The sequence below is a fragment of the Streptococcus sp. FSL E2-3488 genome (genome assembly GCF_038003585.1).
In the GTDB taxonomy this organism is placed as follows: domain Bacteria; phylum Bacillota; class Bacilli; order Lactobacillales; family Streptococcaceae; genus Streptococcus; species Streptococcus thermophilus.
Genome location: NZ_JBBOPL010000001.1, coordinates 1,704,179 through 1,730,462 on the forward strand (window position 1 = coordinate 1,704,179; position 26,284 = coordinate 1,730,462).

At 40.4% G+C, this 26,284-nt stretch carries 23 protein-coding genes and 2 pseudogenes; 4 read left to right on the plus strand and 21 right to left on the minus strand.

Annotated features, from left to right (window positions below; genetic code table 11):
* Nucleotides 1-21: 21 nt before the first annotated feature.
* Genes secE through pbp2a form a run of 3 tightly spaced genes read right to left on the minus strand, consistent with a single transcriptional unit; the run spans nucleotide 22 to nucleotide 2,735 of the window.
* Nucleotides 22-198, minus strand: a complete 177-nt coding sequence (gene secE, locus MHH90_RS08760) for a preprotein translocase subunit SecE (protein WP_011680694.1) — start codon at nucleotides 196-198, stop codon at nucleotides 22-24.
* 8 nt (nucleotides 199-206) lie between these two features.
* Nucleotides 207-359 carry a 50S ribosomal protein L33 gene (gene rpmG / locus MHH90_RS08765; protein WP_002946904.1) on the minus strand — a complete coding sequence of 51 codons (153 nt, stop codon included), beginning with the start codon at nucleotides 357-359 and terminating at the stop codon, nucleotides 207-209.
* Nucleotides 360-407: 48 nt separating this feature from the next.
* Nucleotides 408-2,735, minus strand: coding sequence for a penicillin-binding protein PBP2A (pbp2a, locus tag MHH90_RS08770; protein WP_014607923.1), 2,328 nt, complete (start codon nucleotides 2,733-2,735; stop codon nucleotides 408-410).
* A gap of 65 nt (nucleotides 2,736-2,800) precedes the next feature.
* Here pbp2a and MHH90_RS08775 point away from each other — a divergent pair, with 65 nt between their 5' ends.
* The 4 genes from MHH90_RS08775 (at nucleotide 2,801) to MHH90_RS08790 (ending at nucleotide 5,308) form a co-directional block, all read left to right on the plus strand.
* Entirely contained in the window at nucleotides 2,801-3,673 is an 873-nt protein-coding gene (locus tag MHH90_RS08775; protein WP_014607922.1) for an RluA family pseudouridine synthase, read from the plus strand.
* 179 nt (nucleotides 3,674-3,852) lie between these two features.
* Nucleotides 3,853-4,185 carry a TM2 domain-containing protein gene (locus MHH90_RS08780; protein WP_011680691.1) on the plus strand — a complete coding sequence of 111 codons (333 nt, stop codon included), beginning with the start codon at nucleotides 3,853-3,855 and terminating at the stop codon, nucleotides 4,183-4,185.
* Nucleotides 4,185-4,490 carry a DUF2752 domain-containing protein gene (locus MHH90_RS08785; protein ID WP_014621114.1) on the plus strand — a complete coding sequence of 102 codons (306 nt, stop codon included), beginning with the start codon at nucleotides 4,185-4,187 and terminating at the stop codon, nucleotides 4,488-4,490. The genes MHH90_RS08780 and MHH90_RS08785 overlap by 1 nt, the downstream gene beginning before the upstream one ends.
* A 509-nt stretch (nucleotides 4,491-4,999) precedes the next feature.
* Nucleotides 5,000-5,308 carry a hypothetical protein gene (locus MHH90_RS08790; protein ID WP_011680689.1) on the plus strand — a complete coding sequence of 103 codons (309 nt, stop codon included), beginning with the start codon at nucleotides 5,000-5,002 and terminating at the stop codon, nucleotides 5,306-5,308.
* Between the two features lie 219 nt (nucleotides 5,309-5,527).
* Here MHH90_RS08790 and MHH90_RS08795 read toward each other — a convergent pair.
* The 18 genes and pseudogenes from MHH90_RS08795 to MHH90_RS08880 all read right to left on the minus strand — a co-directional run bounded on the left by MHH90_RS08795 (nucleotide 5,528) and on the right by MHH90_RS08880 (nucleotide 26,235).
* Nucleotides 5,528-6,627: pseudogene (locus MHH90_RS08795) on the minus strand (IS3 family transposase).
* A 93-nt stretch (nucleotides 6,628-6,720) separates the two neighbouring features.
* Entirely contained in the window at nucleotides 6,721-8,340 is a 1,620-nt protein-coding gene (groL, locus tag MHH90_RS08800; RefSeq protein WP_011225399.1) for a chaperonin GroEL, read from the minus strand.
* 48 nt (nucleotides 8,341-8,388) lie between these two features.
* A complete protein-coding gene (groES, locus tag MHH90_RS08805; RefSeq protein WP_014607916.1) occupies nucleotides 8,389-8,676 on the minus strand; it encodes a co-chaperone GroES in 288 nt (95 codons plus the stop codon).
* Nucleotides 8,677-8,845: 169 nt separating this feature from the next.
* Entirely contained in the window at nucleotides 8,846-9,649 is an 804-nt protein-coding gene (locus MHH90_RS08810) for an ABC transporter ATP-binding protein (RefSeq protein WP_002949330.1), read from the minus strand.
* The gene (locus MHH90_RS08815; RefSeq protein ID WP_084828446.1) at nucleotides 9,649-11,589 is read right to left on the minus strand and encodes an ABC transporter substrate binding protein; all 1,941 of its coding nucleotides are present in this window, start codon (nucleotides 11,587-11,589) and stop codon (nucleotides 9,649-9,651) included. Before MHH90_RS08815 ends, MHH90_RS08810 begins: the two co-directional genes overlap by 1 nt.
* A gap of 615 nt (nucleotides 11,590-12,204) precedes the next feature.
* Nucleotides 12,205-14,067 carry a proline--tRNA ligase gene (locus tag MHH90_RS08820; RefSeq protein WP_340725895.1) on the minus strand — a complete coding sequence of 621 codons (1,863 nt, stop codon included), beginning with the start codon at nucleotides 14,065-14,067 and terminating at the stop codon, nucleotides 12,205-12,207.
* A 70-nt stretch (nucleotides 14,068-14,137) separates the two neighbouring features.
* Nucleotides 14,138-15,400 carry an RIP metalloprotease RseP gene (rseP, locus tag MHH90_RS08825; protein ID WP_011680685.1) on the minus strand — a complete coding sequence of 421 codons (1,263 nt, stop codon included), beginning with the start codon at nucleotides 15,398-15,400 and terminating at the stop codon, nucleotides 14,138-14,140.
* Nucleotides 15,401-15,416: 16 nt separating this feature from the next.
* Nucleotides 15,417-16,211, minus strand: a complete 795-nt coding sequence (locus MHH90_RS08830) for a phosphatidate cytidylyltransferase (RefSeq protein ID WP_011680684.1) — start codon at nucleotides 16,209-16,211, stop codon at nucleotides 15,417-15,419.
* A gap of 12 nt (nucleotides 16,212-16,223) precedes the next feature.
* Nucleotides 16,224-16,973: an isoprenyl transferase gene (locus tag MHH90_RS08835; protein ID WP_002949314.1), complete on the minus strand. Its 750-nt coding sequence runs from the start codon at nucleotides 16,971-16,973 to the stop codon at nucleotides 16,224-16,226.
* A gap of 128 nt (nucleotides 16,974-17,101) precedes the next feature.
* A complete protein-coding gene (locus MHH90_RS08840; RefSeq protein ID WP_011225395.1) occupies nucleotides 17,102-17,440 on the minus strand; it encodes a preprotein translocase subunit YajC in 339 nt (112 codons plus the stop codon).
* Between the two features lie 125 nt (nucleotides 17,441-17,565).
* Nucleotides 17,566-18,282, minus strand: a complete 717-nt coding sequence (locus tag MHH90_RS08845; protein WP_002949309.1) for a YebC/PmpR family DNA-binding transcriptional regulator — start codon at nucleotides 18,280-18,282, stop codon at nucleotides 17,566-17,568.
* Between the two features lie 187 nt (nucleotides 18,283-18,469).
* A complete protein-coding gene (locus MHH90_RS08850; RefSeq protein ID WP_011680683.1) occupies nucleotides 18,470-19,819 on the minus strand; it encodes a glucose-6-phosphate isomerase in 1,350 nt (449 codons plus the stop codon).
* A 108-nt stretch (nucleotides 19,820-19,927) separates the two neighbouring features.
* Nucleotides 19,928-20,740 (minus strand): endonuclease/exonuclease/phosphatase family protein, encoded by an 813-nt coding sequence (locus MHH90_RS08855; protein ID WP_024704165.1) that lies wholly within the window; start codon nucleotides 20,738-20,740, stop codon nucleotides 19,928-19,930.
* Between the two features lie 100 nt (nucleotides 20,741-20,840).
* Nucleotides 20,841-23,027, minus strand: a pseudogene (locus tag MHH90_RS08860) (PTS transporter subunit IIBC).
* Nucleotides 23,028-23,177: 150 nt separating this feature from the next.
* Nucleotides 23,178-24,116 (minus strand): AEC family transporter, encoded by a 939-nt coding sequence (locus MHH90_RS08865; protein ID WP_014607908.1) that lies wholly within the window; start codon nucleotides 24,114-24,116, stop codon nucleotides 23,178-23,180.
* Nucleotides 24,117-24,277: 161 nt separating this feature from the next.
* Nucleotides 24,278-25,090, minus strand: a complete 813-nt coding sequence (locus MHH90_RS08870) for a metal ABC transporter permease (RefSeq protein ID WP_233008648.1) — start codon at nucleotides 25,088-25,090, stop codon at nucleotides 24,278-24,280.
* Nucleotides 25,083-25,790, minus strand: coding sequence for a metal ABC transporter ATP-binding protein (locus tag MHH90_RS08875; RefSeq protein WP_340725896.1), 708 nt, complete (start codon nucleotides 25,788-25,790; stop codon nucleotides 25,083-25,085). The genes MHH90_RS08870 and MHH90_RS08875 overlap by 8 nt, the downstream gene beginning before the upstream one ends.
* A gap of 1 nt (nucleotide 25,791) precedes the next feature.
* Nucleotides 25,792-26,235: a zinc-dependent MarR family transcriptional regulator gene (locus MHH90_RS08880; RefSeq protein ID WP_340725897.1), complete on the minus strand. Its 444-nt coding sequence runs from the start codon at nucleotides 26,233-26,235 to the stop codon at nucleotides 25,792-25,794.
* Between the last annotated feature and the right edge of the window lie 49 nt (nucleotides 26,236-26,284).

The following is a 26,284-nucleotide window of genomic DNA, read 5'->3' on the forward strand; positions in this document are numbered from 1 at the left end:
CCCACTCTTTTTATGTTTTCTTTAGAAAAAGTTAATCAGTGCTGACATAGTGCGACTCAACAATTCATCAAACGCATAGATGATGACAGTGAAGAATGCAGTATACTCAAGAACTGAACTAAAATCGTGCCAGCGTTGTTTACGCTCTGGCCAAGTCGTGTCTTTCAAGACTTTGAAAATACTTCCGGTTTGTCTCACGGTGTCTCCTATCTTGTTTCTTTATGCAAGGTATATTTTTTACAATTTTTGCAAAACTTGTTCACTTCTAGTCGTGTTGGTTTGGGAGTGCTACTAACACTAATCGAGTAGTTTCGGTTCCCACAATCTGCACACGCTAGGCTTGCTTTTTTCTGTGCCATAACGCCTCCGTTCTTTTTATCTTACCACTTTTAAACTTAATTGACAAGCTATCTGAATAGACCTGAGAAGGAGTCTGAGAGCTTATCCCATAGGCTGCTTGCTTGATCTTTTACATCATTGACAACGTCTGAAGCCTTGTCTGTCCATGACTTATTATTGCTATTACGTGAATCGTTTGGATTTGCTGTATAATCTAAGGTTTGACCATCAGCCGCATAGGCATTTTCAACGGTAAACTCATTACCTGGTGTATTTGGCAAAACATCTGCAGCGATATAGCTGAAAATAGTTGAAGCCGTTCCTGAGCTTGCTCCTGTTAAGTAGTGATTCTCGTCAGTCTTATCAAAACCAATCCAAGTCGTTATAACCACATCAGGAGTATAGCCAATTACCCACTGGTCACTGGTCAAATCTTTGTTAAACTCGGCCTGAACAGTACCTGTCTTACCTGCCATAGTGTAACCCGTGTAGTTGGCATTAACAGCGGAACCATTTGAGAAGGTACCGAGCATCATGCTAGTCATCTGGTTAGCTACAGACTGGCTGATAATACGTTTAGACTTCTTACTATGGGTAGCAATGATATCACCACTAGCATTTTCAATTTTAGTGATAAAATAAGCTGTATTCATCTCCCCACCATTGGCAAAGGTCGCATAAGCCTGAGCCATTTGTAGAGGACTAGCTGTCACACCACCACCGAGTGCAATCCCTAATTCTTCTGGAACATTATCAAAGTTAAGACCAAATTTCTGACCGTAACTAATCCCTTTTTGTATACCGATTTGGTTAAAGAGATAAACTGCCGGAATATTGTAAGAGTTGGCCAAAGCTTGATACATGGGCACATCATCAGTCTCAATACCACCATAGTTGGTTGGGGTATAGCCATTGTAATCAATTGGCGTATTAGGTAGGTCCTTATTGATGCTCCACCCTGAAGCCAGAGCTGGAGCATAAACCACCAAAGGTTTGATTGTCGAACCAGGACTACGCTTCCCTTGGGTCGCATAGTTGAAATTACGGAAGGTTGTATCACCTGTACCACCTACACGACCTACCAAACCACGAACCGCTCCAGTTGATGGATCAAGTGCTACACTAGCTGACTGGGCTGTGCTACCATCACTTTCTGACGTGGGAAAGAGATAACTATTTTCATAAGTCTGCTGCATATTAGCCTGTGAGTTGGCATCCATCTCTGTATAGATTTTGTAGCCATTTTTAACAATTTCATCCTCACTCAAGCCATAAGTCTTAGTAGCTTCTTCAATGACAGCATCAAAGTAAGACGGATACCTATAGTCATCACCAGTCCCTTGATAAGTATCAACCAAGCGACTAGCCATATCAACTCCAGCTGCACTATCAGCATCAGCTTGACTCAACTTCTCATCATCTACCATATTGGCAAGGACAGTGTTTCGGCGGTTGGTTGCATTTTGGATATTATCAATCGGATTGTAAATTTCAGGTCCCTTAAGCATACCTGCAAGTGTCGCTGCCTCATCCACCGTTAGATTGGCAGCACTTGTCCCAAAGTATTTTTGGCTGGCGTCTTCAACACCCCAAACACCGTTTCCGAAGTAGGCATTATTGAGATACATGGTAAGGATTTCTTGCTTGCTGTATTTCTTGGTTAGTTCCAAAGAAAGAAAGAATTCCTTGGCCTTACGAGTTACTGTCTGTTCCTGAGTCAAAAAGGCATTTTTAGCCAACTGTTGTGTGATGGTCGAACCACCACCAAATCGGCCCATAGAAACAATGGCTAGGAGGAAACGTTTGACGTTAATCCCACTATTTTTGTAAAAGGTACGATCCTCCGTTGCAATGACGGCATTTTCTAAGCTATCACTAATAGCATCTAGCTCCACATAGGTCCCTTTTTGCCCTGACAGTGAACCAGCTTGATTGCCTTCTTTGTCATAGATAACCGTAGTAGCCTTCAAGGCATCCTGAAGATCTGAGACATTGGTCGTCTTAGCGATATAGAAGAGATAGGAGCCTACTGTCAGAACCAACACGGCTACCAAGATAAAGAGAATTTTACCAATATGATAGCGACGCCAGAAACGGCGAATAGGATTTCTTGGCGAAAGAGTGAACTTGCTCAAGAAAGCCCGAACCTTACCTAAGGGTTTGGTCGTGTCAATAGGTTTCTTTTGCTTAGAACGTTGGTAACGTGAAGTCTCTTGGCTTTCTCGTGACATGTCAAGTTCTTCAACGGCTTGTTCAACTTCATCAGGCTTCTTGGCAAAAAGACCTTTTATCCTATCTTGTAAATCCTTCGATTTTCCAGCAGGCTGGGATTCCTTACCCTTCCCGCTAGTTTCTTCTTTAAAAAGTTTGTTTTTTAGATTATCAAAAAGTGTCATAAACCTATTATACCAAGTTTTTACAGGTTCTGTCCTCTTCTAAACGTTCATGATATAATGAAACTATGACTTTACACGTAGAAATTATCAATCCCTACCCTGCAACAACTGTCAAAGAATTACTAGAAACCAAACTCCTCATTCCTCGTAAGATTCGTCATTTCCTACGCACGAAAAAACATGTCCTTATCAATGGAGAAACTATTAATTGGCAGAGTCCTGTTAAAGAAGGTGATAGGATTAGCCTGACCTTTGACACAGAGGACTATCCTAATAAAACTATCCCTATGGGAGATGCCAATTTGGTAAAGCCTCTCTATGAGGATTCGCATATCATCGTGGTCAATAAGCCTGAAGGAATGAAGACGCATGGCAATAAACCCACAGAAATCGCTCTTCTTAACCATGTTTCGGCTTATTGTGGGCAAACCTGTTACGTCGTTCATCGACTAGATATGGAAACTAGTGGAGCTGTGCTTTTCGCTAAAAATCCGTTTATCCTGCCAATTCTTAACCGGCTTTTAGAAGATAAGATGATTCAGCGTCAATACTGGGCATTGACTGAAGGTAAATTTCAGACCAAGAAAACTGTTTATAAGGACAAGATTGGACGCGACCGCCACGATCGTAGAAAACGGGTGGTGGATCCTCGAAAAGGGCAGAGTGCGTATACAACCGTCACACGTCTCAAAACCTTTGAAGGAGCCAGTCTGGTCAACTGCCAACTAAAAACCGGCCGAACTCACCAAATTCGTGTGCATCTGTCCCATCACGGTCATGCTATTCTGGGGGACCCACTTTACAGTCATCAGCCAGCATCTAGACTCATGCTACACGCCCACTCCCTTAGCTTCACTCACCCCTTAACACTCGAAAAAGTCACTGTTAAGGTTAAATCAGAAAGTTTTGAACAAGTGTTGAGAAATCACAAATCATAAAAGCAAACTCACTCTCAAACATAGTGCGAAAGGATTATCCTAATGATCTTCTCGTTATAAGACAGCGGAACCTTGCAAATAAGTTGCTTTTATTGATTTCGAAAGCCTTGACTACCTTGAATCTCCTTTACATTATGTTATCCTTTACGTATAATTTAAAATTTTAGGAGTATTTAATTATGAATCTGGTCGATCAATGGCTAGCAATTAACGCTAAGTATTTCCCAACAGAACAAGTTCAGTACATCCGCCAACGTCTTGAGGCACTTCCTGAACAGCAACTTTCACTGCTTTACTCAATCAGCTTCCAAGATCCTACGATGATGCTCGTCATCTCACTCTTTGGTGGTTCTCTTGGAATCGACCGCTTTATGTTGGGGCAAGTTGGTCTTGGTATCGGTAAACTTTTGACATGTGGTGGTTGTGGTATCTGGTCAATCGTTGACTGGTTTCTCATCATGGATGCTACTCGCCAATCAAACGCTCAAAAACTTTTTGCTGTTATTGGGTAATGAAAAACTATTTCACACGCTTGTGGGCCTACCACCAGCATTTTTTTAGATTATATCTCTTAGTTTTAATGGCAATTTATGGAGTCTACCTTTTACATCTCCCAACACCACTCAACCTTATCCTAAAACCATTTGGACTCAAGGGGTGGAGCGCAGGTCTGACACGCGCTAGTGTTAGACTCTTACACCTAGATTGGCAAGGAGCCTGGGACTATAATCCACTGATATATCCTCTAGTGGTCTATATCTTAACCTATTTCTTTCTCTTTCCCATCTTTAGTGACAAAAAGATTATAGAGAAATAAACTGTCCTATCCAACTCCCATTGCATATCCCTTACACTATTGCTATAATTGTAAGCATCAAAATTTATAATCGAAACAAATGGAGTTTAACTATATGAAACAACAAGATTGGATTGATTTTTTCCAAGCAGTCCACGGACGTAATCCAAGTATCCAAGAAATGGCTGAAGCAGCCAATCGAGGCGAATTTGTCTGAGAAACTCCCAAACAAACTGTCAAAGCAACAAAAAAACTCTCACAAAAAGAGACTGTAGAAAAGACGCAAAACTCAGAAACTGTTGAACATACAGAACCTGAACCATCAGCAGAGACTGTAGAAACTGTCAAAAATGATGTTGACAATTATGATGTCACTGAAGAATCCTTGGATGATTCTAGTATCGATGAAAGACAAACTTTCCAAACTCCTAACATAGGTCAAGAAGCTCCAACAGCCAACTTTCAAGAACAAATAAATCCAATACAAGACACTACTAATAAGCCTTTAAATTCCTTTGCCTAACAAGCTCATGCAAGCTTCCCACAAACAAACAGCACTTCTTAATGAGGCTTGGAAGAAGCCAGAAAAGAAATCTCAAACAAACCTCATCATGATAGCCATCGCTACCATACCAGTTATCCTTTGGACTCTTGGATGGTTCTTACTTGGAGTTATTGGAGACGATTCTAGCATGGGATTAGGTTTGACATTTTGGACTTTGATTGTGGGTCTACCAGCAATCATTATTGACATCCTACCAGCACTTCTAAACAAAACAGAAAAGAAATGGCTAATCTTTCTTTTCTCAATACTGTTAAGCTGGACTTTCATTGGATAGATCATCTTGCTTATTATTTCTATCAATACGAATAAGGAAGCAGAACGCACTAGATAGCAACAAATTATGATGCAGATGTCAGGTAAACAAGGAAGTTCTGATATGTTTAACCCTTTTCATTAATTAACAATAACTAATAAAAAAAAAAAACTCAGAAAAAGTTTTGTACTGACCCCAAAAAATTAGACAACTAATTTATCCAAAGGATTTAGTTCTGTATTACACAGAACTAAGTCCTTTTAATTTTACCTTAATGCGTTTGTTGTTGTAATAATCAATATAGTCTACAATAGCTTGTTCCTATTGCTCAAGTGAGTGAAACGTCTTCTCGTAACCATAAAATATCTCAGACTTAAGAATGCCAAAGAAGGACTCCATCATACCATTATCTGGACTATTTTTCCCCTTACGTGACATGGACGGTTGGGTCCCTTTATCCTCTAAAAATTGATGATAATACTGATGTTGGTATTGTCAACCTTGGTCACTAAGGTCATCTGCTTTCTTGCCAACTTCTCCTTGGTATGAAGAATACTTGCGTTTACGACGAATTTGGGAACTTAAACCAAGGAGCTTCATCAGACGTTGGACCTTCTTCTGGTTCACTACAAAACCACGATTCCTCAATTCAAGAGTTATTCGACGATATCCGTAATTTCCCCTATGTTCATCATAAATGGCTTGTATTTCCACTTTGATAGATTGATTTTTATCTACTTGATTCAGTTTCTTTAAGTGCTAATAATAGGTTGAACGAGCAAGTTTGATAATGTTTAGAAGGATATCTAAAGGAAACTCTGTTACTAATCCTTGAACAATTTCTGTTTTTCTTCTTGCTCCCTTTCGTCCCTCAATCGGAGTTCTCTCAACTTTTTTAGAATAGCATTCTCCACTCTCAGGTACTCATTTTCTGCTTGAAGACGTTCTAACTCTGTCATCTCTTCAGGTTTCTTCTTTGGCTTACTCCCCATTTTAGGTACTCTCCCTCTTCTTTTCTCAAGAAAAGTATACCCATTTTTCTTGTATTGTGCTATCTAATTGTTAAGCAACCCTTAATTTGAGAGGCCATAGTCCAGGCAAACACTTTGTTGAGAACAATCTTCAAGTAGCACTTTATCAATCATTTCTTGTTTTAATTCTGGTGAATAGTAACGATTCTTACCTTTCTTGATAATTTCTATTCCGTAACGTTCAATCAATCTCGTCATATATCTTAATCCAGAAGCATCCACACCAAATCGTTTTGAAAGTTGGTTGAAGGTTTGACCTTGATTTCTCAATTCATATATTTGAACTTTATCTTCATAAGTTAGTTTCATAATAAAAACACCCCAAAAGTTAGATTTTTTTGTCTAACTTTTGGGGTGCAGTTTATTTCTCGACTTCTCCTAGGTTTTTTTCTTTCTTAAATCTTAGTAACCCATCATTCCTGGATCCGTAGCTGGCGCTGCTGGAGCCTTTTGTTCAGGTTTGTCGGCAACGACTGCTTCTGTTGTCAAGATAAGACTAGCTACTGAAGCAGCATTTTGAAGGGCTGAACGTGTTACCTTAACTGGGTCAATGATTCCTGATTCAACCATATCTACCCATTCGCCATTGGCAGCGTTAAATCCTGTACCAACTGGGCTATTCTTCAATTTATCAATGATAACTGAACCTTCATAACCGGCATTATAAGCAATTTGACGAACAGGTTCTTCCAAGGCACGTAGGACAATATTACGTCCTGTAGCATCGTCACCTTCAAGATCAAGTTCAGCAACCTTAGCAATGACGTTAACTAGGGCTGTACCACCACCAGCTACTATACCTTCTTCGACAGCGGCACGAGTAGCATTAAGAGCATCTTCGATACGAAGTTTCATTTCTTTAAGAGCTGTTTCTGTGGCTGCACCAACCTTAATAACTGCAACACCACCTGACAATTTAGCCAAACGCTCTTGAAGTTTTTCACGGTCAAATTCAGATGTTGTTGTTTCCAATTGAGATTTAATGAGGTTAACACGGTTAGCAATTGCTTCTGCGCTTCCTGCTCCTTCAACGATAACTGTACTATCCTTATCCACAGTTACTTTCGAAGCCTGACCAAGTGATTCCATAGTTGCATCCTTAAGTTCAAGACCAAGATCCTCAGTAATAACAGTTGCTCCAGTCAATACAGCAATATCTTCCAACATCGCTTTACGACGGTCACCAAAGCCAGGCGCCTTAACAGCAACGACATTGAAGGTTCCACGAATTTTGTTAAGAACAAGTGTTGGAAGAGCTTCACCAGCCACGTCGTCAGCAATAATCAAAAGTGGACGACTGGTCTTAAGCACTTCTTCCAAGAGTGGAAGAATATCTTGGATATTTGAAATTTTCTTGTCAGTCACAAGAATATATGGATTTTCAAGATCTGCGACCATTTTTTCATTATCAGTAACCATGTACTGAGAAAGATATCCACGGTCAAATTGCATACCTTCAACCACTTCGAGTTCTGTCTCCATACCACGAGACTCTTCAATAGTGATAACACCATCATTACCAACGCGTTCCATTGCTTCTGAAATGTATTCACCAACTTTTTCAGAGCGAGATGAAACCGCAGCAACTTGAGCAATAGCTTCCTTATTAGCAACTGGTTGAGCAATGACTTTAAGCTCTTCCACAGCTGCAGCTACAGCTGCTTCAATCCCACGACGGATACCGATTGGATTAGCACCAGCTGTTACATTTTTTAGCCCCTCACGAACAATAGCTTGTGTCAAAACAGTGGCTGTAGTTGTTCCGTCACCGGCAATATCATTAGTTTTTGAAGCCACTTCGCTGACGAGCTTGGCACCCATATTTTCAAAATGATCTTCAAGTTCAATTTCTTTAGCAATTGTCACACCATCATTAGTGATAAGTGGTGAACCAAAAGCCTTTTCCAAAACAACATTACGACCTTTAGGGCCAAGCGTTACCTTAACGGTATCAGCTAAAGTATCAACACCACGAACCATTGCTGCACGTGCATCTGATGAAAATTTAATATCTTTTGCCATAATTACTCACTCCTTCTTTATCTTAATTTATATCTGATTAGCAAGAATTTAAGCTAGGACTGCTAAAATATCTGCTTCACGGATAATTGAAACGTAATCTTCTCCGTCTTTAACACTGATACCTGTACCATTTTCAACAAGGACCTTATCGCCTACTGCAATACTAGGTGCAATCAATTCCCCAGTAAGAGTACGGGTACCTTCACCTACCGCCAAGACCTCTGCAGTCTTAGTTGTTTCATGACTAGCTCCTGCCAATACAAAGCCACTAGCTGTTTTTTCTTCTGTTTCTTCAAAACGGACGATGATACGATCGCCCAATGGTTTTAATGCCATACCAATTACCTCCAAAAATGTTATTTAGATTAGCAACGTTTAAAATGTTGTTTTAGCACTCACGATAGACAACTGCTAATCTATATTTTCATTTTAGCACTTAGTCAAAAATAGTCAAGAAAAAACTATCCAAAATCTAAACTTTGGATAGTTTTTTTTTTCTAGTATATTAACCGAGTACCAAGGCATCGTCATTGAGAACTTGTCCACTATTTTTGTGGAAGAGGGCCATAAGCTCTGCAACAGTGAGGTTTTTCTTTTTTTCACCTTGCACATCTACGACGATCTTACCATGATAGAGCATAACTAAACGGTTTCCATATTCGATAGCATGTTCCATATTGTGGGTAATCATAAGAGTTGTCAACTTTTGTTCTTCAACAATCTTACGCGTCAAATTCATGACCATGTCACTTGTCTTAGGATCCAGTGCTGCTGTATGTTCATCTAGCAGCAAAATCTTTGGACGAACCAAGGTCGCCATAGCAAGCGTCAAGGCCTGACGTTGTCCACCTGACAAGAAATTAGCATCAGTCTTCATACGATTCTCAAGACCAAGACCAAGATCTACCAAGGCTTCCTTGAATATTTGACGTTCACTTTCAGTGATAGACTTTTTAAAGAAGCTACGTTTCTTGCCACGACGATAGGCGATTGCCATATTTTCTTCGATAGAAAGGTTTGTCGCTGTACCCATTCGAGGATCTTGGAAAACACGGCTAATGTCTTTAGAGCGCTCATCTACAGATGCTTTCTTAATAGATTGACCGTCCAACAAGATATCCCCCTCATCAATGCTGAGAACACCAGCAATTGAATTCATCAAGGTTGACTTACCAGCACCGTTTCCCCCGATGACAGAGATAAAATCTCCCTGTTCAATGTCGAGATCTAAACCACGCAGGACGTGATTTTCATTGACTGTGCCTTTTTCAAAAGTTTTATGAATCTGTTGTAAACTAAGTAAAGCCACTACTTGTCACCTCCTGGAGTCAAGGATTTGTTAGGATTGATTTTCAATTTTTGTCGTACTTCAGGCACATAAAGGATGATAGCAAGCAAGATAGCTGAAGCTAATTTCAGCATTTGAGCATCAACGTTCATGGCAAGGATCATAACCAAGACCAAACGGTAGAGAACAGCTCCGACAACAATTGACCAAAGACGTTTGCCAAGTGGTAAATACTTAACGATAACCTCAGCCAAGATGATTGCAGCCAAGCCATTTACGATTGTACCTGTACCCATATTCATATCCGCATAGCCATTATTTTGAGCTAGGAGAGCACCTGATAGGGCAATCAAACCATTGGAAATCATGTAACCAAGAATCTTCATACGATCAACCTTGATACCATTAGCTTCTCCCATGGCAAGATTATCACCTGTTGCACGAAGAGCAAGTCCAACCTGTGTATTAAGGAGAACAACCAACATAAACACTACAAGACTAACGAAGATTAGTCCTAATAGAATCACACCACTCAGCTTAGACAATCCAAGCCCCATCACCATAGTCACTAGCGTATTATGTCCTGAAAGAGAGATATTGGCACTTCCGAGAACCAAAAGGTTAACTGAATAGAGCCCTGTTAGGGTAATAATCCCTGTTAATAGTGCTGGTATCTTCATTTTCGTATGCATAAAGCCAGACACAGCACCTGCAAACATACCAGCTACAAAACCACCTAGAGTTGCAAAGATTGGGTTGATACCACGGATAATCATGATAGTTGTCGTTGCAGCACCAAGTGGAAAGGTTCCCTCAGCTGTCAAATCGGCAAGGTCCAAAATACGGAAGGTAATGAAGACCCCAATAGCCATAATCGCCCAGAGAAGTCCCTGAGAAATGGATGTTAGAACCACATTTGAAAAGCCATTCTTAGATGACTTATTCACCTTAAGCTTAATGACACCCTTATCTTTTTTGGCAATCGGTTTGTCATCTTTCGTTGATACTTTAGATTCCTCATCACTAATGCTAGAAACATCAATGCCAAGTTCTTTAGCCATATCATGATTAACCACAACATTTAGAGTTTTAGGGTACTCCGCATCAATGTCCTTAACTTTCTCACCTCGCAGAACACGACCTGCTAACTTACCTGTTTGACGACCAAGCGCTTCATAGTTGGTTCCATAAGTGAATAGGACACCTTTTTCTACACTACCAGCATCACTACCAACAACAGGAACTTTAGTCTCTTTAGAAAGGTCTACCAAGGTATTAATGGCACTAACAATGGTATTGTCAGTCGGAATAAAAATGACTTCGGTCTGACTCATCAAGCTTTTGGCTGTATCTTGAATATCGTTGGTTGATGAAATCCCCTTAATAACCGTTTCAATACCAGCTTCCTTAAAGTATCTCTTGGCTTCTTCAACCTGAACTTCTGAGTTACGCTCACTGGTCGTATACATAATCCCAACTTTTTTAGTGTTTGGAAAGACCTTTTTCAACAATTCAACCTGTTTATTGATAGGAGACATGTCACTTGTCCCCGTCACATTTCCACCAACATTGTCCATAGATTTAACCAACTTAGCTGAGACAGGATCCGTCACTGCCGTAAAGAGAATTGGCTTACCTTTTGTCAAACTGCTTAATGACTGAGCTGCTGGGGTTGCGATAGCCAACATGACATCATTATCTTCAATAAGCGACTGAGAAATCGTCTGCAAGTTAGACTGATCTCCTTGTGCATTCTGATAATCGATTTTAATGTTCCTACCATCGACATACCCTTCCTCTTTGAGTTCTTCAATGAACCCTTTACGTGTCGCTGACAAGGAAGGATGCTCTACATATTGGAGAACACCGATGTGAACTAAATCTTTGTTAGAAGCATTGGAGCATGCAACCAAGATGGCAGCTGTTATAACAGCCATCATACTGACCAAGAATTTCTTCATCTTGTACACCTCTGTTTTTTTATTTTATCTATTTCCAATTTCCTTTTATGTTCTTCTGAAGCATTGGAGGCACAGGGAAAACAACAGTTTCATTGCCCATGAAAAATCCTCAAGTCTTCAAGAGCATCCCCAAGTGATACAATCACTTTATTTATCACGTCAAAAGTAAGCTAAATCTTGCTGTTTAAAGAACAATTCTAGCTTAGAATGAGAAATTAAAAATAGACCACGGCATGGAAAAACCAGCTAGGACAGACCCAACTGGTTCTCTGCATCTTGACTAGCACAAGCTAGCTTATGTCACCGGTTAGACCTCTTCATCTAATCGGCTAATCCATCACAAAATGCTTTAGCTTCATAGATACAAACTTATTGACGCTTGTATCTTGAAACACAAACGCCCTATCTAAAGAAACTAAAGTAATAACAAGCTTTAAGATTTCCCCAGTGGGTAGATTTGTCAAGCATGTAATGCCTCCGTAGTTAAGATAGATTTAAGTTTACACTATTTAGACAATTCTGTCAAATTGGAATTTATCTCCTTTTTCTCAATTAATCTTTGTCGTTTAAAAAGAAAAATCTCTTCCCGCCTCTGCAAGAAAAGATTTTTTAGTATTAAGCATCTTGTTCAGTTGTTAAGATAGCAAGTGTTTCAATCAAATTATCTGCGTTCACTTCAATAGTGTCACCAGTTGCCTTGATTTTAACTTCGACAATACCTTCACTTGCCTTTTTACCAACCGTCACACGAATTGGAAGCCCGATAAGGTCACTATCAGAGAATTTAGAACCAACACGCTCATTACGGTCATCTATCAAAACATCGTAACCTTCAGCCGCAAGAGCAGCTTCCAAACGATCTGTCAATGCATTAGCTTCCTCGTCCTTTGTGTTAACTGTAATCAAGTGAACATCATAAGGTGCCAATTCTTTAGGGAAATTAATACCCCAAGCATAACGGTATTGACCTTTTGGTGTTTTGTTGACAAAGAGACGTGCATGTTGCTCAATAACAGCTGATAAGATACGGCTTACACCGATACCGTAACATCCCATGATAATTGGAACTGCGCGACCATTTTCGTCAAGAACGTTAGCACCCATACTTTCAGAGTAACGTGTACCAAGTTTAAAGATATGACCAATCTCGATACCACGCGCAAACTGAAGGACACCTTGACCGTCTGGCGAAATCTCACCTTCTTTAACTTTACGAATATCCACGTATTCTGCCTTGAAGTCACGCTCTGGGTTAACCCCTGTCAAGTGATAACCATCTTCATTGGCTCCAACAACAGCATTAGCCACGTCTTGAACCTTACGGTCTGCAATGATACGAACATTTTCAGGAAGATTAACTGGACCAAGAGAACCGAAGTTAGCACCAAAGACTTGACGCGCTTCATCTTCTGTAGCTGGTTTAAGGAAGTCAGCTGCAAGGTAGTTTTTCAACTTCACATCGTTAACTTGATCATTACCAACAAGAAGAGCCACTACTGGTTCGTCATCAGCAGTGAAAAGCAAAGTCTTAATCGTTTGTTCTTCTGGAATATTCAAGAAAGCAGCGACATCGTCAATTGACTTGCAACCTGGTGTTTCAACTCGTGAAACTTCTTCTTGAGTCACAACCTTAGTCGCTGGTATGTAGGCGTTTGTTGCCATCTCAAGGTTAGCTGCATAACTTGACTCTGTAGAATATGCAATCGTATCTTCACCAGCTACCAACCACGAGGTCAATTCATTCTTGATTTCTTCCATGACATCTTCTGGAATATCATCCAATGAAGCAATTGACTTATCAAGAACTACCCAACGATTAAGGTCCGTACGCTCAGGAGTGACAGCCATAAATTCTTGGGAATCCTTACCGCCCATAGCACCACCATCACCGATGATAGCCTTAAACTCAAGGCCAGCACGTGTAAAGATAGCTTCATAGGCCTTACGATAGTCTTCGTAAGTTACATCCAAATCTTCGTAGTTTTGGTGGAAACTATAAGCATCCTTCATGATAAATTCACGCGTACGAAGAAGACCATTACGAGGACGTTTTTCATCACGATATTTAGATTGGATTTGATAAAGGTTAAGTGGCAATTGTTTGTATGATTTAACCGCATCACGAACCAAGACTGTAAAAGTTTCTTCGTGAGTTGGACCGAGAATAAAGTCAGAGTTATCACGATTTTTTAGTTTATAAAGGTCTTCACCATAAGTTTCATAACGACCAGATTCACGCCACAAATCTGCTGTCAAAAGCGCTGGCGCCAACATTTCAACCGCACCGATTTTTTCAAACTCCTCACGCATGATGGTTTTAAATTTCTCGATAGCACGATTTGCCAATGGCATATAAGCATAAATACCAGCAGAGACCTGACGCACGTAACCCGCACGTACCATAAGGGCATGACTAATAACTTGAGCATCACTTGGCATTTCACGAAGTGTTGGAATCAACATTTTACTTTGTTTCATTATTTACATACTAAGGAGGCTAGCCCGTGGGTCAAGTTCCTTAGACTTCCTTTCATTTCTTTGTTTCTAATTAAAAGAAAGCACGCATAATATCATTCCAAGTTACTGCAATCATAAGGACAACCATGACCGCAACACCTGCGAGTGTGATATAGCTTTCAATTTCTTGATTAAGTGGTTTACGACGAATAGCTTCAATAATATTCATAACAATTTTACCACCGTCAAGGGCTGGAATTGGAATAAGATTGAAAATCCCTAAGTTGATAGAGAGCATTCCCATAAGGTCAAGAATGGAAATCAACCCACTTTCTGAGGCTTGTGCAGACATCTGGAACATAGCAACCGGTCCACCAAGCTTGTTCAAGCTAAAGTTGGTAATGAGCCCTTTGAGCGTAGCGAGGATTGCCGTCGCACCTTCCCAAGCCATTTGGAAACCACCAAAAATCTTATCTTTAAGACCTGTCTTTAAGACAGGAGAGACACCTAAAAAGTAGCTCCCTTGGCTCTCTTGGGGTTTAACAGAAATAGTTTCTTCCTGACCATTACTTCTCTTAACCGTCACAGAAAGGCTGTCGCCTTTCGAGAATTTTTGGGTATTCTCTCTCAATGCTTCTTTCAAGCTGTCCCAGTCAGTAACCTTGTCCTTGTTAATGGCCACGATGGCATCACCAGTTTTCAAACCTGACACCTGGGCAGCACCACCATTAGCCACCTGGATAAGGTTGGTCGACGTATCTTGAACACCACCTTGAACAAAGGCAAGGATAATAAAGACCAAGACCCCAAGAATAAAGTTGTTCATAGGACCAGCAAAATTGGTAATTAAACGTCCCCAAATGCTAGCATTTTGATATTGGACATCCTTAGGAGCAATACGAAGCTCCGTACCGTCTTCCTCAACGATAGTGGCATCATGGTCAACCTCATAGGTCTTGGTCTCACCTAGGACAAGACCTGTAATAGTTAACTTATCTTCCAAATCATAGGCAGTAACGTTCATAGGCAAAGCCGTCTGGTCAACCTGACGATCTGAAAGATTGATACGTCTCACTTTGCCATCTTTTCCAAGCGTTAGGCTAGCAGGACTCCCCGTTTTAATCTCAGTTGTATCTTCACCCCAACCAGCCATACGCACATAACCACCCAAAGGAAGGATACGAATAGTATAAACGGTACCATCCTTACCAGTGTGTGCAAAAATTTTAGGACCCATCCCAATGGCAAATTCACGCACCAGAATGCCTGATCGTTTGGCAAAGAAGAAATGGCCAAACTCATGGAAGACGACAATCACACAGAAAATCAGTAAAAAAGTAATAATAGCTTTCATTTAGACACCACCACCCTTAAAAAAGTCCTAGTAAGTGCATGATTGGGAAAACGAAAATCCAGCTATCACAACGGTCTAATATGCCACCGTGTCCAGGAATAAGGTTACCTGAGTCTTTAACACCAAAGTGTCGTTTAATAGCTGATTCAACCAAGTCACCAAATTGACCGAAGATACTAAAGAGAATCGTACAGCTAAGCAACCAGAAGAAACTATGGGGTGCATAGACATTATGATTAATCAACCCAAAGAGTAGTGCTACAATGATTGCTGATAATATACCACCAACACTACCTTCAATGGTTTTATTAGGTGATACTTTTGGCAATAACTTTTTTTGACCAAATCGACGACCAAAGAGATAGGCACCAATGTCCGTCGCCCAAACAATGAAGAGGGCAAATAAAACTTTTTCCCAGCTATCCAAACGTGCTGCAATGAGATTTTGGAAACCAAAACCAACATAAAAGGCAGAAGTGATTGGATATACCGCATCATCAAAAGAATAGTGGTCGCTATTAAGTACAGTTCCTGCTAAAATCAAAAAAGAAATAATAGCAAAACCTGTCACACTGGCATCTGTCGGAAGACTGTTAAAATAATGGTCAATGGGCACTACTAAAATAAAGGCTGCCAACATAGACAAAACACCTTCGATAGAGAACATCTCCAAGTGCTTCATCCGAAGCATCTCAGACACTGCAATCATGGCCATAGCCCCAACCAAAAGCTGGAAAGGAAGACCACCGATAAAGAGCAATGGGAGGAAAATGGCTGCTGCCACACCCCCACCAATTAAACGTTCTTGCATGAGAGGTCCTTTCTAGACACCACCGAAGCGACGGTGACGTTTATTGTAGTCAGAGATAGCTTGATGTAGTCCCTGCTGATCAAAGTCTGGCCAGAAAACATCTGTGAAGTAAAACTCACTATAGGCAGATTGCCAAGGCAAGAAATTACTAAGACGAAGTTCGCCACTCGTACGGATAATTAAATCTGGATCACGATAAAGGTATGGCAGCTTATCTGTCATCAAATGCTTAGCAATGAGGTCTTCATCAATAGCTTCAGGTCTGAGTCTCCCTATTTCAACCTCTTTAGCAATAGCTTGAACAGCCGATACAATCTCCGCACGACCACCGTAGTTCAATGCAAAATTAAGTATCAAACCGGAATTATGTTTCGTCTGCTCTACTGCCTTTTCAAGAGCATCTAAGGTTTCCTTAGGTAGGCGACTATTATCTCCGATTGTCAAAATGCGAACATTGTTTTTGTCTAATTCTGGTACATACTTGTTAAAAAATTCAACTGGCAAATTCATGATAAATTTAACTTCATCTTGTGGACGTGACCAGTTTTCAGTTGAGAAAGCATAGACTGTCAATACCTTAACTCCAAGTTGTGACGCTTCGATGGTTACCTTTTGCAAGGCATCCATCCCAGCCTTATGTCCCATCACACGCGGTTGTAGACGCTTTTTAGCCCAACGGCCATTTCCATCCATAATAATACCGATATGATTAGGAATATTGTCTAAAACCTCTTGATGAGATTTTTTTCTAAATTTAAACATGAAATATCCTCTAAATATAGTTTATCCTTTATTCTACCACATTTTAAAGGGTTCTGAACAGTATTTAATACCAAGGAGATTAGAATATGCAAAAAGACCAGGATTTAACCTAGCCTAAAATACACATCTTACTTTTCATCAGCAGACTCAATTGCTGAATCTTCTTCAACAATTGTCTCTTTAACAGTCTCTGCTGTTTCTGTACTTGGTGCTGGCGTGATCACTTTCATGATTGAACGGCTCAAGTCAAAAGTCAAGAAAACACCTTCCGCATCCAAGACGATACGATTATTTTCTTTATCAATTTCGTCAACAATGGCAATCAAACCACCAATTGTTTCGACTTCCGCACCCTTAGCGAGACCTGCAAAACGATCTTCTTGAGCCTTCGCCTGACGGCGACGGCTAAACACCACATAACCAACAATTGCAACAGCATAAATGACCAACAATAGCATCATATTCATATTTCGTGTTCCTCCAATAATTCACTTGGCTTCTACTATATCAGATTACGTCAGGACAAACAAGGCAGATCCTTAACCAGACCACAGAAAAACACTTTCTACAAGACAGAAAATGTTTAATGAGATTACATATCTGCTACATTGTGATAAACCTTTTGAACATCATCATCCGCTTCAAGAGCATCAATAAGTCCTTTGAACGTCTCAAGGTCTTCACCTTCAAGAGTAACCTCAGTTTGTGGAATCATTTCAAGTTCTGTCACTTGGAACTCTTCCTGACCGTTAGCACGGAGAGCTTCCAACGCCTTGTGAAGGTCAGTTGGTTCTGTATAAACAGTGATTGTTCCATCTTCTGCTTCTACATCTTCAACGTCTACATCTGCTTCAAGCAATTGCTCAAAGATAGCATCTGCGTCTTCGCCAGCAAATACAATGACACCTTTTTTATCAAACATGTATGATACTGAACCTGAAGCACCCATATTACCACCATTTTTACCAAATGCAGTACGTACATTGGCAGCTGTACGGTTAACGTTTGAAGTTAAAGTATCTACAATGATCATAGAACCGTTAGGTCCAAATCCCTCATAACGCCCCTCAACGAAAGTTTCATCTGTGTTACCTTTAGCCTTATCAATAGCCTTATCAATAACATGTTTTGGCACTTGCGCTTGTTTAGCACGTTCCAAAACAAATTTCAAAGCTGAGTTTGACTCTGGATCTGGTTCACCTTGTTTAGCAGCTACATAGATTTCAACACCAAACTTAGCATAAATCTTTGAGTTAGCACCATCTTTAGCAGTTTTCTTAGCAACGATATTAGCCCATTTACGTCCCATTGGATTCACCTCTTCTAAGAGATGTTATAACATCTCTGATTTGTTTTTTCTTTTTTGAAAATAGCAGAACCCGCTAAATTCACAATCCCTTACATTATAGCACTTTGACTGCCGTTAGTAAAATTGAAATAAAGACGAAGTGCTAATAACAGAAAAAAGACCAGCCAAAGCTGATCCTATCTGAGAATTACAAGCGAGCGTTAAGTTCTGCTCCAAGTTCTTCAAATCCTGGTTTACCAAGAAGGGCGAACATATTTTTCTTGTAAGCTTCTACACCTGGTTGGTTAAATGGATTAACAGCATTCAAGTATCCTGAAAGTGCGATAGCAAGCTCAAAGAAGTAGATGATATAACCCAATGTAAAGGCATCTTGTTCAGGGATAGTAATGAACATGTTAGGCACGTCACCATCTGTATGAGCAAGAAGAACACCGTCTGTTGCTTTCTTGTTAACAAAGTCAACATCTTTGCCTTGGAGGTAACCCAGTCCATCAAGGTCTTCAGCCAATTCAGGAATAACAACGTTTTTACGTGGTTTGTCTACACGAACAACAGTTTCAAATAGATTACGTGTACCTTCTTGGATAAATTGGCCAAGAGAGTGCAAGTCAGTTGAGAAGTTTGCTGAGGTTGGGTAGATACCTCTTTGGTCTTTACCTTCTGACTCACCAGCCAATTGTTTCCACCACTCAGCGAAGTATTGAAGTGATGGTTCGTAGTTTGCCAAGATTTCAGTTGTGTAACCTTTACGGTAAAGGATGTTACGAATTGCAGCGTATTGGTAAGCTTCATTTTCAGAGATTTTAGATGAAGAGTACTCTTTACGTGCAGCGTTAGCACCTTCCATGAGGGCTTTGATATCAGCCCCTGAAACTGCAATTGGCAATAGACCTACAGCTGTCAATACTGAGAAGCGTCCACCGATATCATCTGGAACAACAAATGTTTCCCAACCGTTAGCGTCTGCTTCAACCTTAACAGCACCTTTTTGGCGGTCAGTTGTTGCGTAGATACGTTTGTTAGCTTCTTCTTGACCGTATTTCTTAACAAGAAGTTCCTTGAACAAACGGAAAGCGATAGCTGGTTCAGTTGTTGTTCCTGATTTAGAGATAACGTTAACTGAGAAATCTTTACCTTCAACATACTCAAGCAAGTCAGCGAGGTAAGTTGATGAAATAGAGTTCCCAGCATAAACGATTTGTGGTGCTTTACGTTCTTCTTTTGTTTGAAGGTTAGCAAAGTGATTGCTCAAGAAGTCAATAGCTGCTTTAGCACCAAGGTAAGAACCACCGATACCGATAACAACCAAAACGTCGCTTTCTTCTTTGATTTTTTCAGCAGCTTTCAAAATACGATCAAACTCTTCACGATCGTAGTTCTCTGGAAGGTCACGCCATCCAAGGAAGTCAGCACCTGGGCCTGTTCCTTTGCGGATCATTTCGTCTGCTACTGTTACTTGTGCTTGAAGGTTATCTACTTCGTGTGGTGCTACAAATTTATCCAAAACTTTTGAATAGTCAAATTTAATATGAGCCATTAGTCTCTCCTTATAAAAATTCAATTACAGCTTCTAGTTTACTCTTTTATTTATCTTTTGACAATGTTTTTTTACCCTCATTAGGTCATGATAGGTTACAGTTACTATTTAAATGTAAGGTCCTGCTTCAAGGCCATAATGATCACTTACTAGAGATTGATTGTTCCCATCAAAAATGACACTAAGGCGATTTACTGCCCACTCTTGGCTTGCAAAAACATAGTCAATACGTAAAGGTTCTTCATTACCTTTCCAACCATCGATACCAGGTCCAACTGTATAGCTTCCATTTGTTTTTTGAGCCACTTGGAAGCTATCCTGAAGTTTGAGCGGACTGGCTAATATAGTTTGGTAACCTTCTCGACCTGCTGGGTTATTAAAGTCCCCTGCTAGGATAATAGGTTTGCCAATAGATTGGAAACGTTCCTCAATGCGTGCCCACTCTTCTTGGAAACCTTTATCCCACCATGAAAGATGGATACTAGCAACAGCAACTTCTCGGCCATCTACAGTCGTCTCAGCCACTGCCACACGGCGTGTATGATAGTCTGTTGGATCATCAACATCTGAAACTAAAATTTCGCTAGCTGTCAATGGTTGGCGTGACAAGACAGCAACACCTTCATTAAGGTGGTCATAACCAATGTGATTATAAGCCCACGTCCAATGATATTGAAGTCCCTCTTCAGCTAATTTTTCCACAAGCAAACGGACAAAGTGATCTTGGTGGATTGATGTTGCTGATGGTAGCACATGATAGTAAGCATCCGTTTCTACAGCTGCCGTCTCTATTTCCTGATTAACTTCTTGGAAACAAATGATATCATATTGAGCCTTAAGGATTTGTTCCTTTAGGGTTTGGAATTTTCCTTCTGCATCTTCTTCCATCCAACTATGGGTATTTAAGGTTAGAAATTTCATAATCTTATCCTTTATCTGACACTTACATATAGAAATGACAACAAGGTCTTTTACAAACAAGACAGCCCCTGGGCTGTCTGCTTGATTATTATTTAACAAATTAAAGTTCTACTTTTGCAACTGGAGCATTAGCTACCAATTTTCCTGTATGTTCTACTTTAACTGATTTAATCGCGTCTGTATTGGTGAAGACAACTACTGTTGAAGTTTCACGTCCAGCTTCACGGATAGCTGCAAGATCTGCTTCCACTAAGAGATCACCAGCAGCAACAGTTTGTCCTTCAGTAACTTTAACCTCAAATGGTTTACCTTCAAGACTAACAGTATCAAGTCCTATGTGAACCAAAACTTCAAGTCCATTATCTGATACCAAACCAAGAGCATGTTTAGTTGGGAAGATGCTTGAAACTTTACCAGCTAATGGAGAAACAATCTTACCGTTTTCTGGTTCTACAGCGAAACCATCACCCATCATTCTTTGTGAAAATACTGGATCTTTTACATCTTCAATGTTGATAACTTGACCGTCTGCAACTGAGTGAACATCTTCAGTCACACCTTTGAATTGAGCTTCTGCTTTTTGAACAGCAGTCACTTGACTTGGAAGTGTTTCAGGGATAACTTCACCTGAATCAAGTACGTCTTGGATATCAGATTTCAAGATGTCAACTTTATGACCGTAGATATCTTGGACACCTTGGCCTTTAATAACAAGACCCTTAGGCACCTTCAGCTTTCCATTGTTCTTCAGTTCCGACTTTTTCAGCATTTTTAACAGTAACACGGAGACGAGTCATACATGCATCAACATCGACAATGTTAGCACGTCCACCAAGAAGGTTGATGATGTTTATAACTTGTGAGCTTGCTGAGCTTGTTCCAGCACCTGCTGATCCAGCAGATTCTGAAGAATCGTCATTTTGTTCATAGTTACCATTACGTCCTGGTGTTGCGTAATCAAATTTCTTAATCATGAAGTTTGCAATGAAGAACATGATAACACCAAAGAGTACAGTTACCCAAATGAAGTTAATGATATCCATCGCCAAACCAGCGTTAATAGCGAAAGGTGTACGTGTCAAGAATTCGATAGAACCGAATGAGTGAACACGGAGGTGAACGATGTCAGCCATTGCAAAGGCAGCACCTTGTACAAATGCGTAAATGATGTAAAGTGGAGTAGCTACGAACATGAACATGTACTCGATAGGTTCTGTTACCCCTGTCAAGAATGTTGCAAGCACAGTTGCAGTCAACATACCTTTATACTGATGTTTCTTATCATCATCAACGTTACGGTAGATAGCTACCACCATACCCATCAAGATACCAAATGAACCAATCATTTGACCAACTTTGAAACGAGCTGGTGTATAGGCTTCAAGAAGGTGTCTATATTGATATGGATGCGCACCTTTAAGGTTAGCAAGGTCAGTAACCCATGCGAGCCAGAGTGGCTCTTGACCCAAAACTTTAGTACCTTTTGCAGCACCAGTCAAGACTTCATAAGTACCACCCAATTGAGTGTAGTTAATTGGAATAGTCAACATGTGGTGGAGACCAAACGGCAAGAGAAGACGTTCCAATGTACCGAACAAGAACGGTGCCAAAATTGGAGCATTTTCTTTCGAGTTGGCAATCCACATACCAAAACCGTTAATTCAAGATTGGATAACTGGCCATACAATAGCAAGAACGATGGCTGCAATAGCTGAACGAAGAATAACTACGAATGGTACGAAACGTTTACCATTGAAGAATGATAAAGCTTCTGGCAATTTACGGAAGTTATAGTATTTGTTGTAAGCAGTAGCTCCGATGAAACCAGAGATGATACCTACAAATACAACCCATGTTAAGGGCTAGAGCTTCCAAAACACTGATGAAGTAGTCAGACACCTTGATTGATTTGACCAAGAAGTGTGTGAACTGTAGCACCCTTATCAGCAAGAATATCTGAAGTAACACCAAAGATTGAACCAGTCAAGCGGTTAATCAAGATAAATGCAAAACCTGCTGCAAAAGTACCTCCTGCACGTTCCTTAGCCCAACTACCACCAATGGCAAGGGCAAACAAGATGTGAAGGTTACCGATAATCCCCCAACCAATTTGCTCAAGAAATCCACCTGTAATAACGAGTGGTGCCGCGTTTGGATTAATCATGGCAATCGTTTTACCGATAGAGATCATAAGACCTGCTGCTGGCATAACCGCGATAACAACCATGAGGGCCTTACCAAACTTTTGCCAGAAATCAAAGCCAAAGTTTTCTTTTAGCTTATTCATTTCATTTCCTCCCATATTTGATGCGAGCGTTTGCATAGATTATATAATCTTTATAGCACTTTTTGATAATTTGTAAAGCGTTTTCTTAAACTTTTTTGATTTTTTTACAAAAAGAGGCCACCAGAAAAAACTGGATGACTCAGACATTTATTAGGCCATCAAAACCATGAGAATTGGGATAACGATCATGGTCGCGAGGGTAGTCTCAGTCACCATGATAGCAGCGTAATCACTATCAGCTCCGTAGAGTTTAGCAACCACAGGTGCATTGGTCATGACAGGCATAGCCGACTGGATGATAAAAACTTGCTTCATCAAAGTTGGTAAGGAGGACCAATAAACGATTGCAGCCATCAAAACCGGGGCAACCACAAAGCGTCCTAGCAGAATTAATACCTGGTCTTTTTTCAGAACCAACTGCTTCACTCCTGCATTAGACACTGACAAACCGATAAAAATCATAGATAAAGGAGTTGTTAAACTACCTAAATACTGCAAATCACTGGTTAAAAATGTCGGTAACTGAATATGAAGAATAACGATAATAAGACCTATGATAAAACCCATAAGAGGGAGAGAAAAAATCTTATTTAAACTAGTTTTTAAATCAAACTCAGCTTCTCCTTCACCATCTCGCTGGATGAGATAGGTCCCCAAGGTCCAGAAAAAAGTCGTATTACACATGTAATAGATCAGAACATAGGGAATACTAGCATCTCCAAAAAGAGCTTGGTTGATTGGTAGTCCCACGAAGATCGTATTAGAATTAAAAAACATGGAAATAAAGAGTCCACGACGATCCTGTCTGACTGCAAAAATCCTAGCCACTGCTGTTGCAATTCCAAACAAAATCACCATAGACAGAGCAGGAAAACGTAATTCTGGCAACATCTTAAGCAGGTCTGCTGCTGTGAAACGCTGCGTGATGGTATAAAGCATATAGCAGGGCAAGGCAATTTGGGTGACCATCTTAGCAATTAGGCCACGCGACTTGTCATCAAACCAGCCTTTTTCCCCCATGACGAAGCCCACTAAAATCATACCCAGGATGACTAGAATTCCAGATATACTTGTTAAAAAGATTTCCATATTTTCTCCTTTTTGTTTTTGCTACGATTTATGACAGACAATAGCAGAGTCTGACTGATTTTTTCTGACTAGAAATCTACCATTATTTTTAACTCAAATCTAAAAAACCACTTTAGTATATCACAAAAAGAGCTCGATTTCTCAAGCTCCTTTTCTATTATTTACTCTGCTTTTAAGAGAGGCCTAAAGATTGATACCAGACCAAAGAAGGCGATGAAGATAAGAGTAATGGTCGCACTAGCTGGTGTTTCCCAATAATAGGAAATAAAGATACCAGAGAGCATTCCAACCAAACCAATACTAATAGCCCAGAAAATAACAGACTTGAAGGTCTGACCTATTTTCATACCAATAGCTGCTGGGAGAATCATGATGGTAGAAACCAAAAGTGTTCCTGCTGCTGGAATCATCAGGGCAATCGCTATCCCTGTCACAATATTGAAGAGGAGCGACATGAGACGTACTGGCAAGCCATCTACATGAGCAGTGTCTTCGTCAAAAGTCAAAAGATACATAGGACGAATAAAGAGGAGAGTCAAGATCAGTACAATAGCCGCAATCACAAAGAGAGCATGCACCTGCTCAGAGCTAATCGTGATAATAGAACCGAAAAGATAGCTATCCAAACTCATACTACTGCTACCCGCCTTGTTACTAAGAATAAGAGCCACTGCCAATCCCATTGACATGAGGATAGCTGTTGAAATCTCCATATAATGCTTGTAACTGACCCTGAGGTATTCCAAAACTAAAGCAGCAATAACCACAACCACAAGGGTCATCCAAGTGGTTGATTGTCCCAAGAAAATTCCAACAGCCACCCCAGCTAGGGACACGTGACTCAAAGTATCGCTCATCAGACTCTGACGACGAAGAATTAAGAAGAGTCCCAAAATTGGCGAAAAGATACTGATAGCAATCACGGCGAGAATAGCACGTTGCATAAAATCATAGGATAATAATTCACTAATCATGTTTGTGCTCCTCTCCATCCTTTTCATGGATATTGAAACAACGCCAAGGCAATTTCTGGTTACGAACCAGGTGAATATTACGGTCTGTGTACTCCTTGACTTCCTCTGGGTCATGGGTAATCATTAAGACAGACTTGCCATGATTATGAGCAGAGTGGTGCATGAGTTCGTAAAAGGTATTGGCTGTCCCTGCATCCATCCCTGTCGTTGGCTCATCCAAAACAAAGATATCAGGATCTAAAGCGAAAATACGAGCAATGACAGCACGTTGCTTTTGACCACCTGAGAGATGTCCAATCTGCTTGTAACGATTTTCCCACATACCTACAGACTCTAGAGCACGTTGAACATGCTCTAAGTCATGTTTGTTCAAACGACGGAACCACCCCTTATGGGGGTAGCGACCTGACTTGACAAACTCATAAACAGTACTTGGGAATCCTGCATTAAAGCTGGCAATTTGCTGTGGTAGATAGGCCATGCGAAGCTTCCTACCATCTTTGTTAATATCAGAAATCGTCACAATCCCCTTCTTAGGCTTGAGAATTCCTAGGGTAGCCTTAATAAGCGTTGACTTGGCAGCTCCATTTTCCCCAGTCAGGGTCACAAACTCCCCAGAATCCAAATGATAGTGAATATTGTCCAGAACGGGCTCCGCATCATACTGGAAGCTCAGACCTTCAACTGTAATATAACGCATCTTATTCCTCTATTTTTTTTGCTAATTTTATCAAGAAACGGCCAATAACCTGACGCTCTTGATGATCAAACTGATCCAATACAGACCGATAAACCCCAAGGGTCTCTTGGTGGTGTTCCTTATGCTCTTGGGCAATAGGTTGAGCTTCTTGTGTCAAGACGAAATAGGTCACGCGCCCATCATCCTTGTCTTTCTTACCCTCCAACATGCCCTCTTTGACCAAGGTTTTTACTGCCTTGGTAACAGCAGCCTGGCTGACATTGAGAGCCTTAGCCAACTCAGAATTGGTCTTTTGCCCCTCAGACAAAAGCATGAGAATATGCTCCTGGGTGTTGGTCAACTTAACCTTACTTCGGCACTGACCAATGAGGAGCTCATACTGATTTTCAGCCTTAAGCAAAATTTGATTAATCAATTGATTTACTTGTTCTTCTAGTTCTATCATTACTTTCTCCATTTACTTAACCAGTTAATTATATCGAAAACACAGAGGT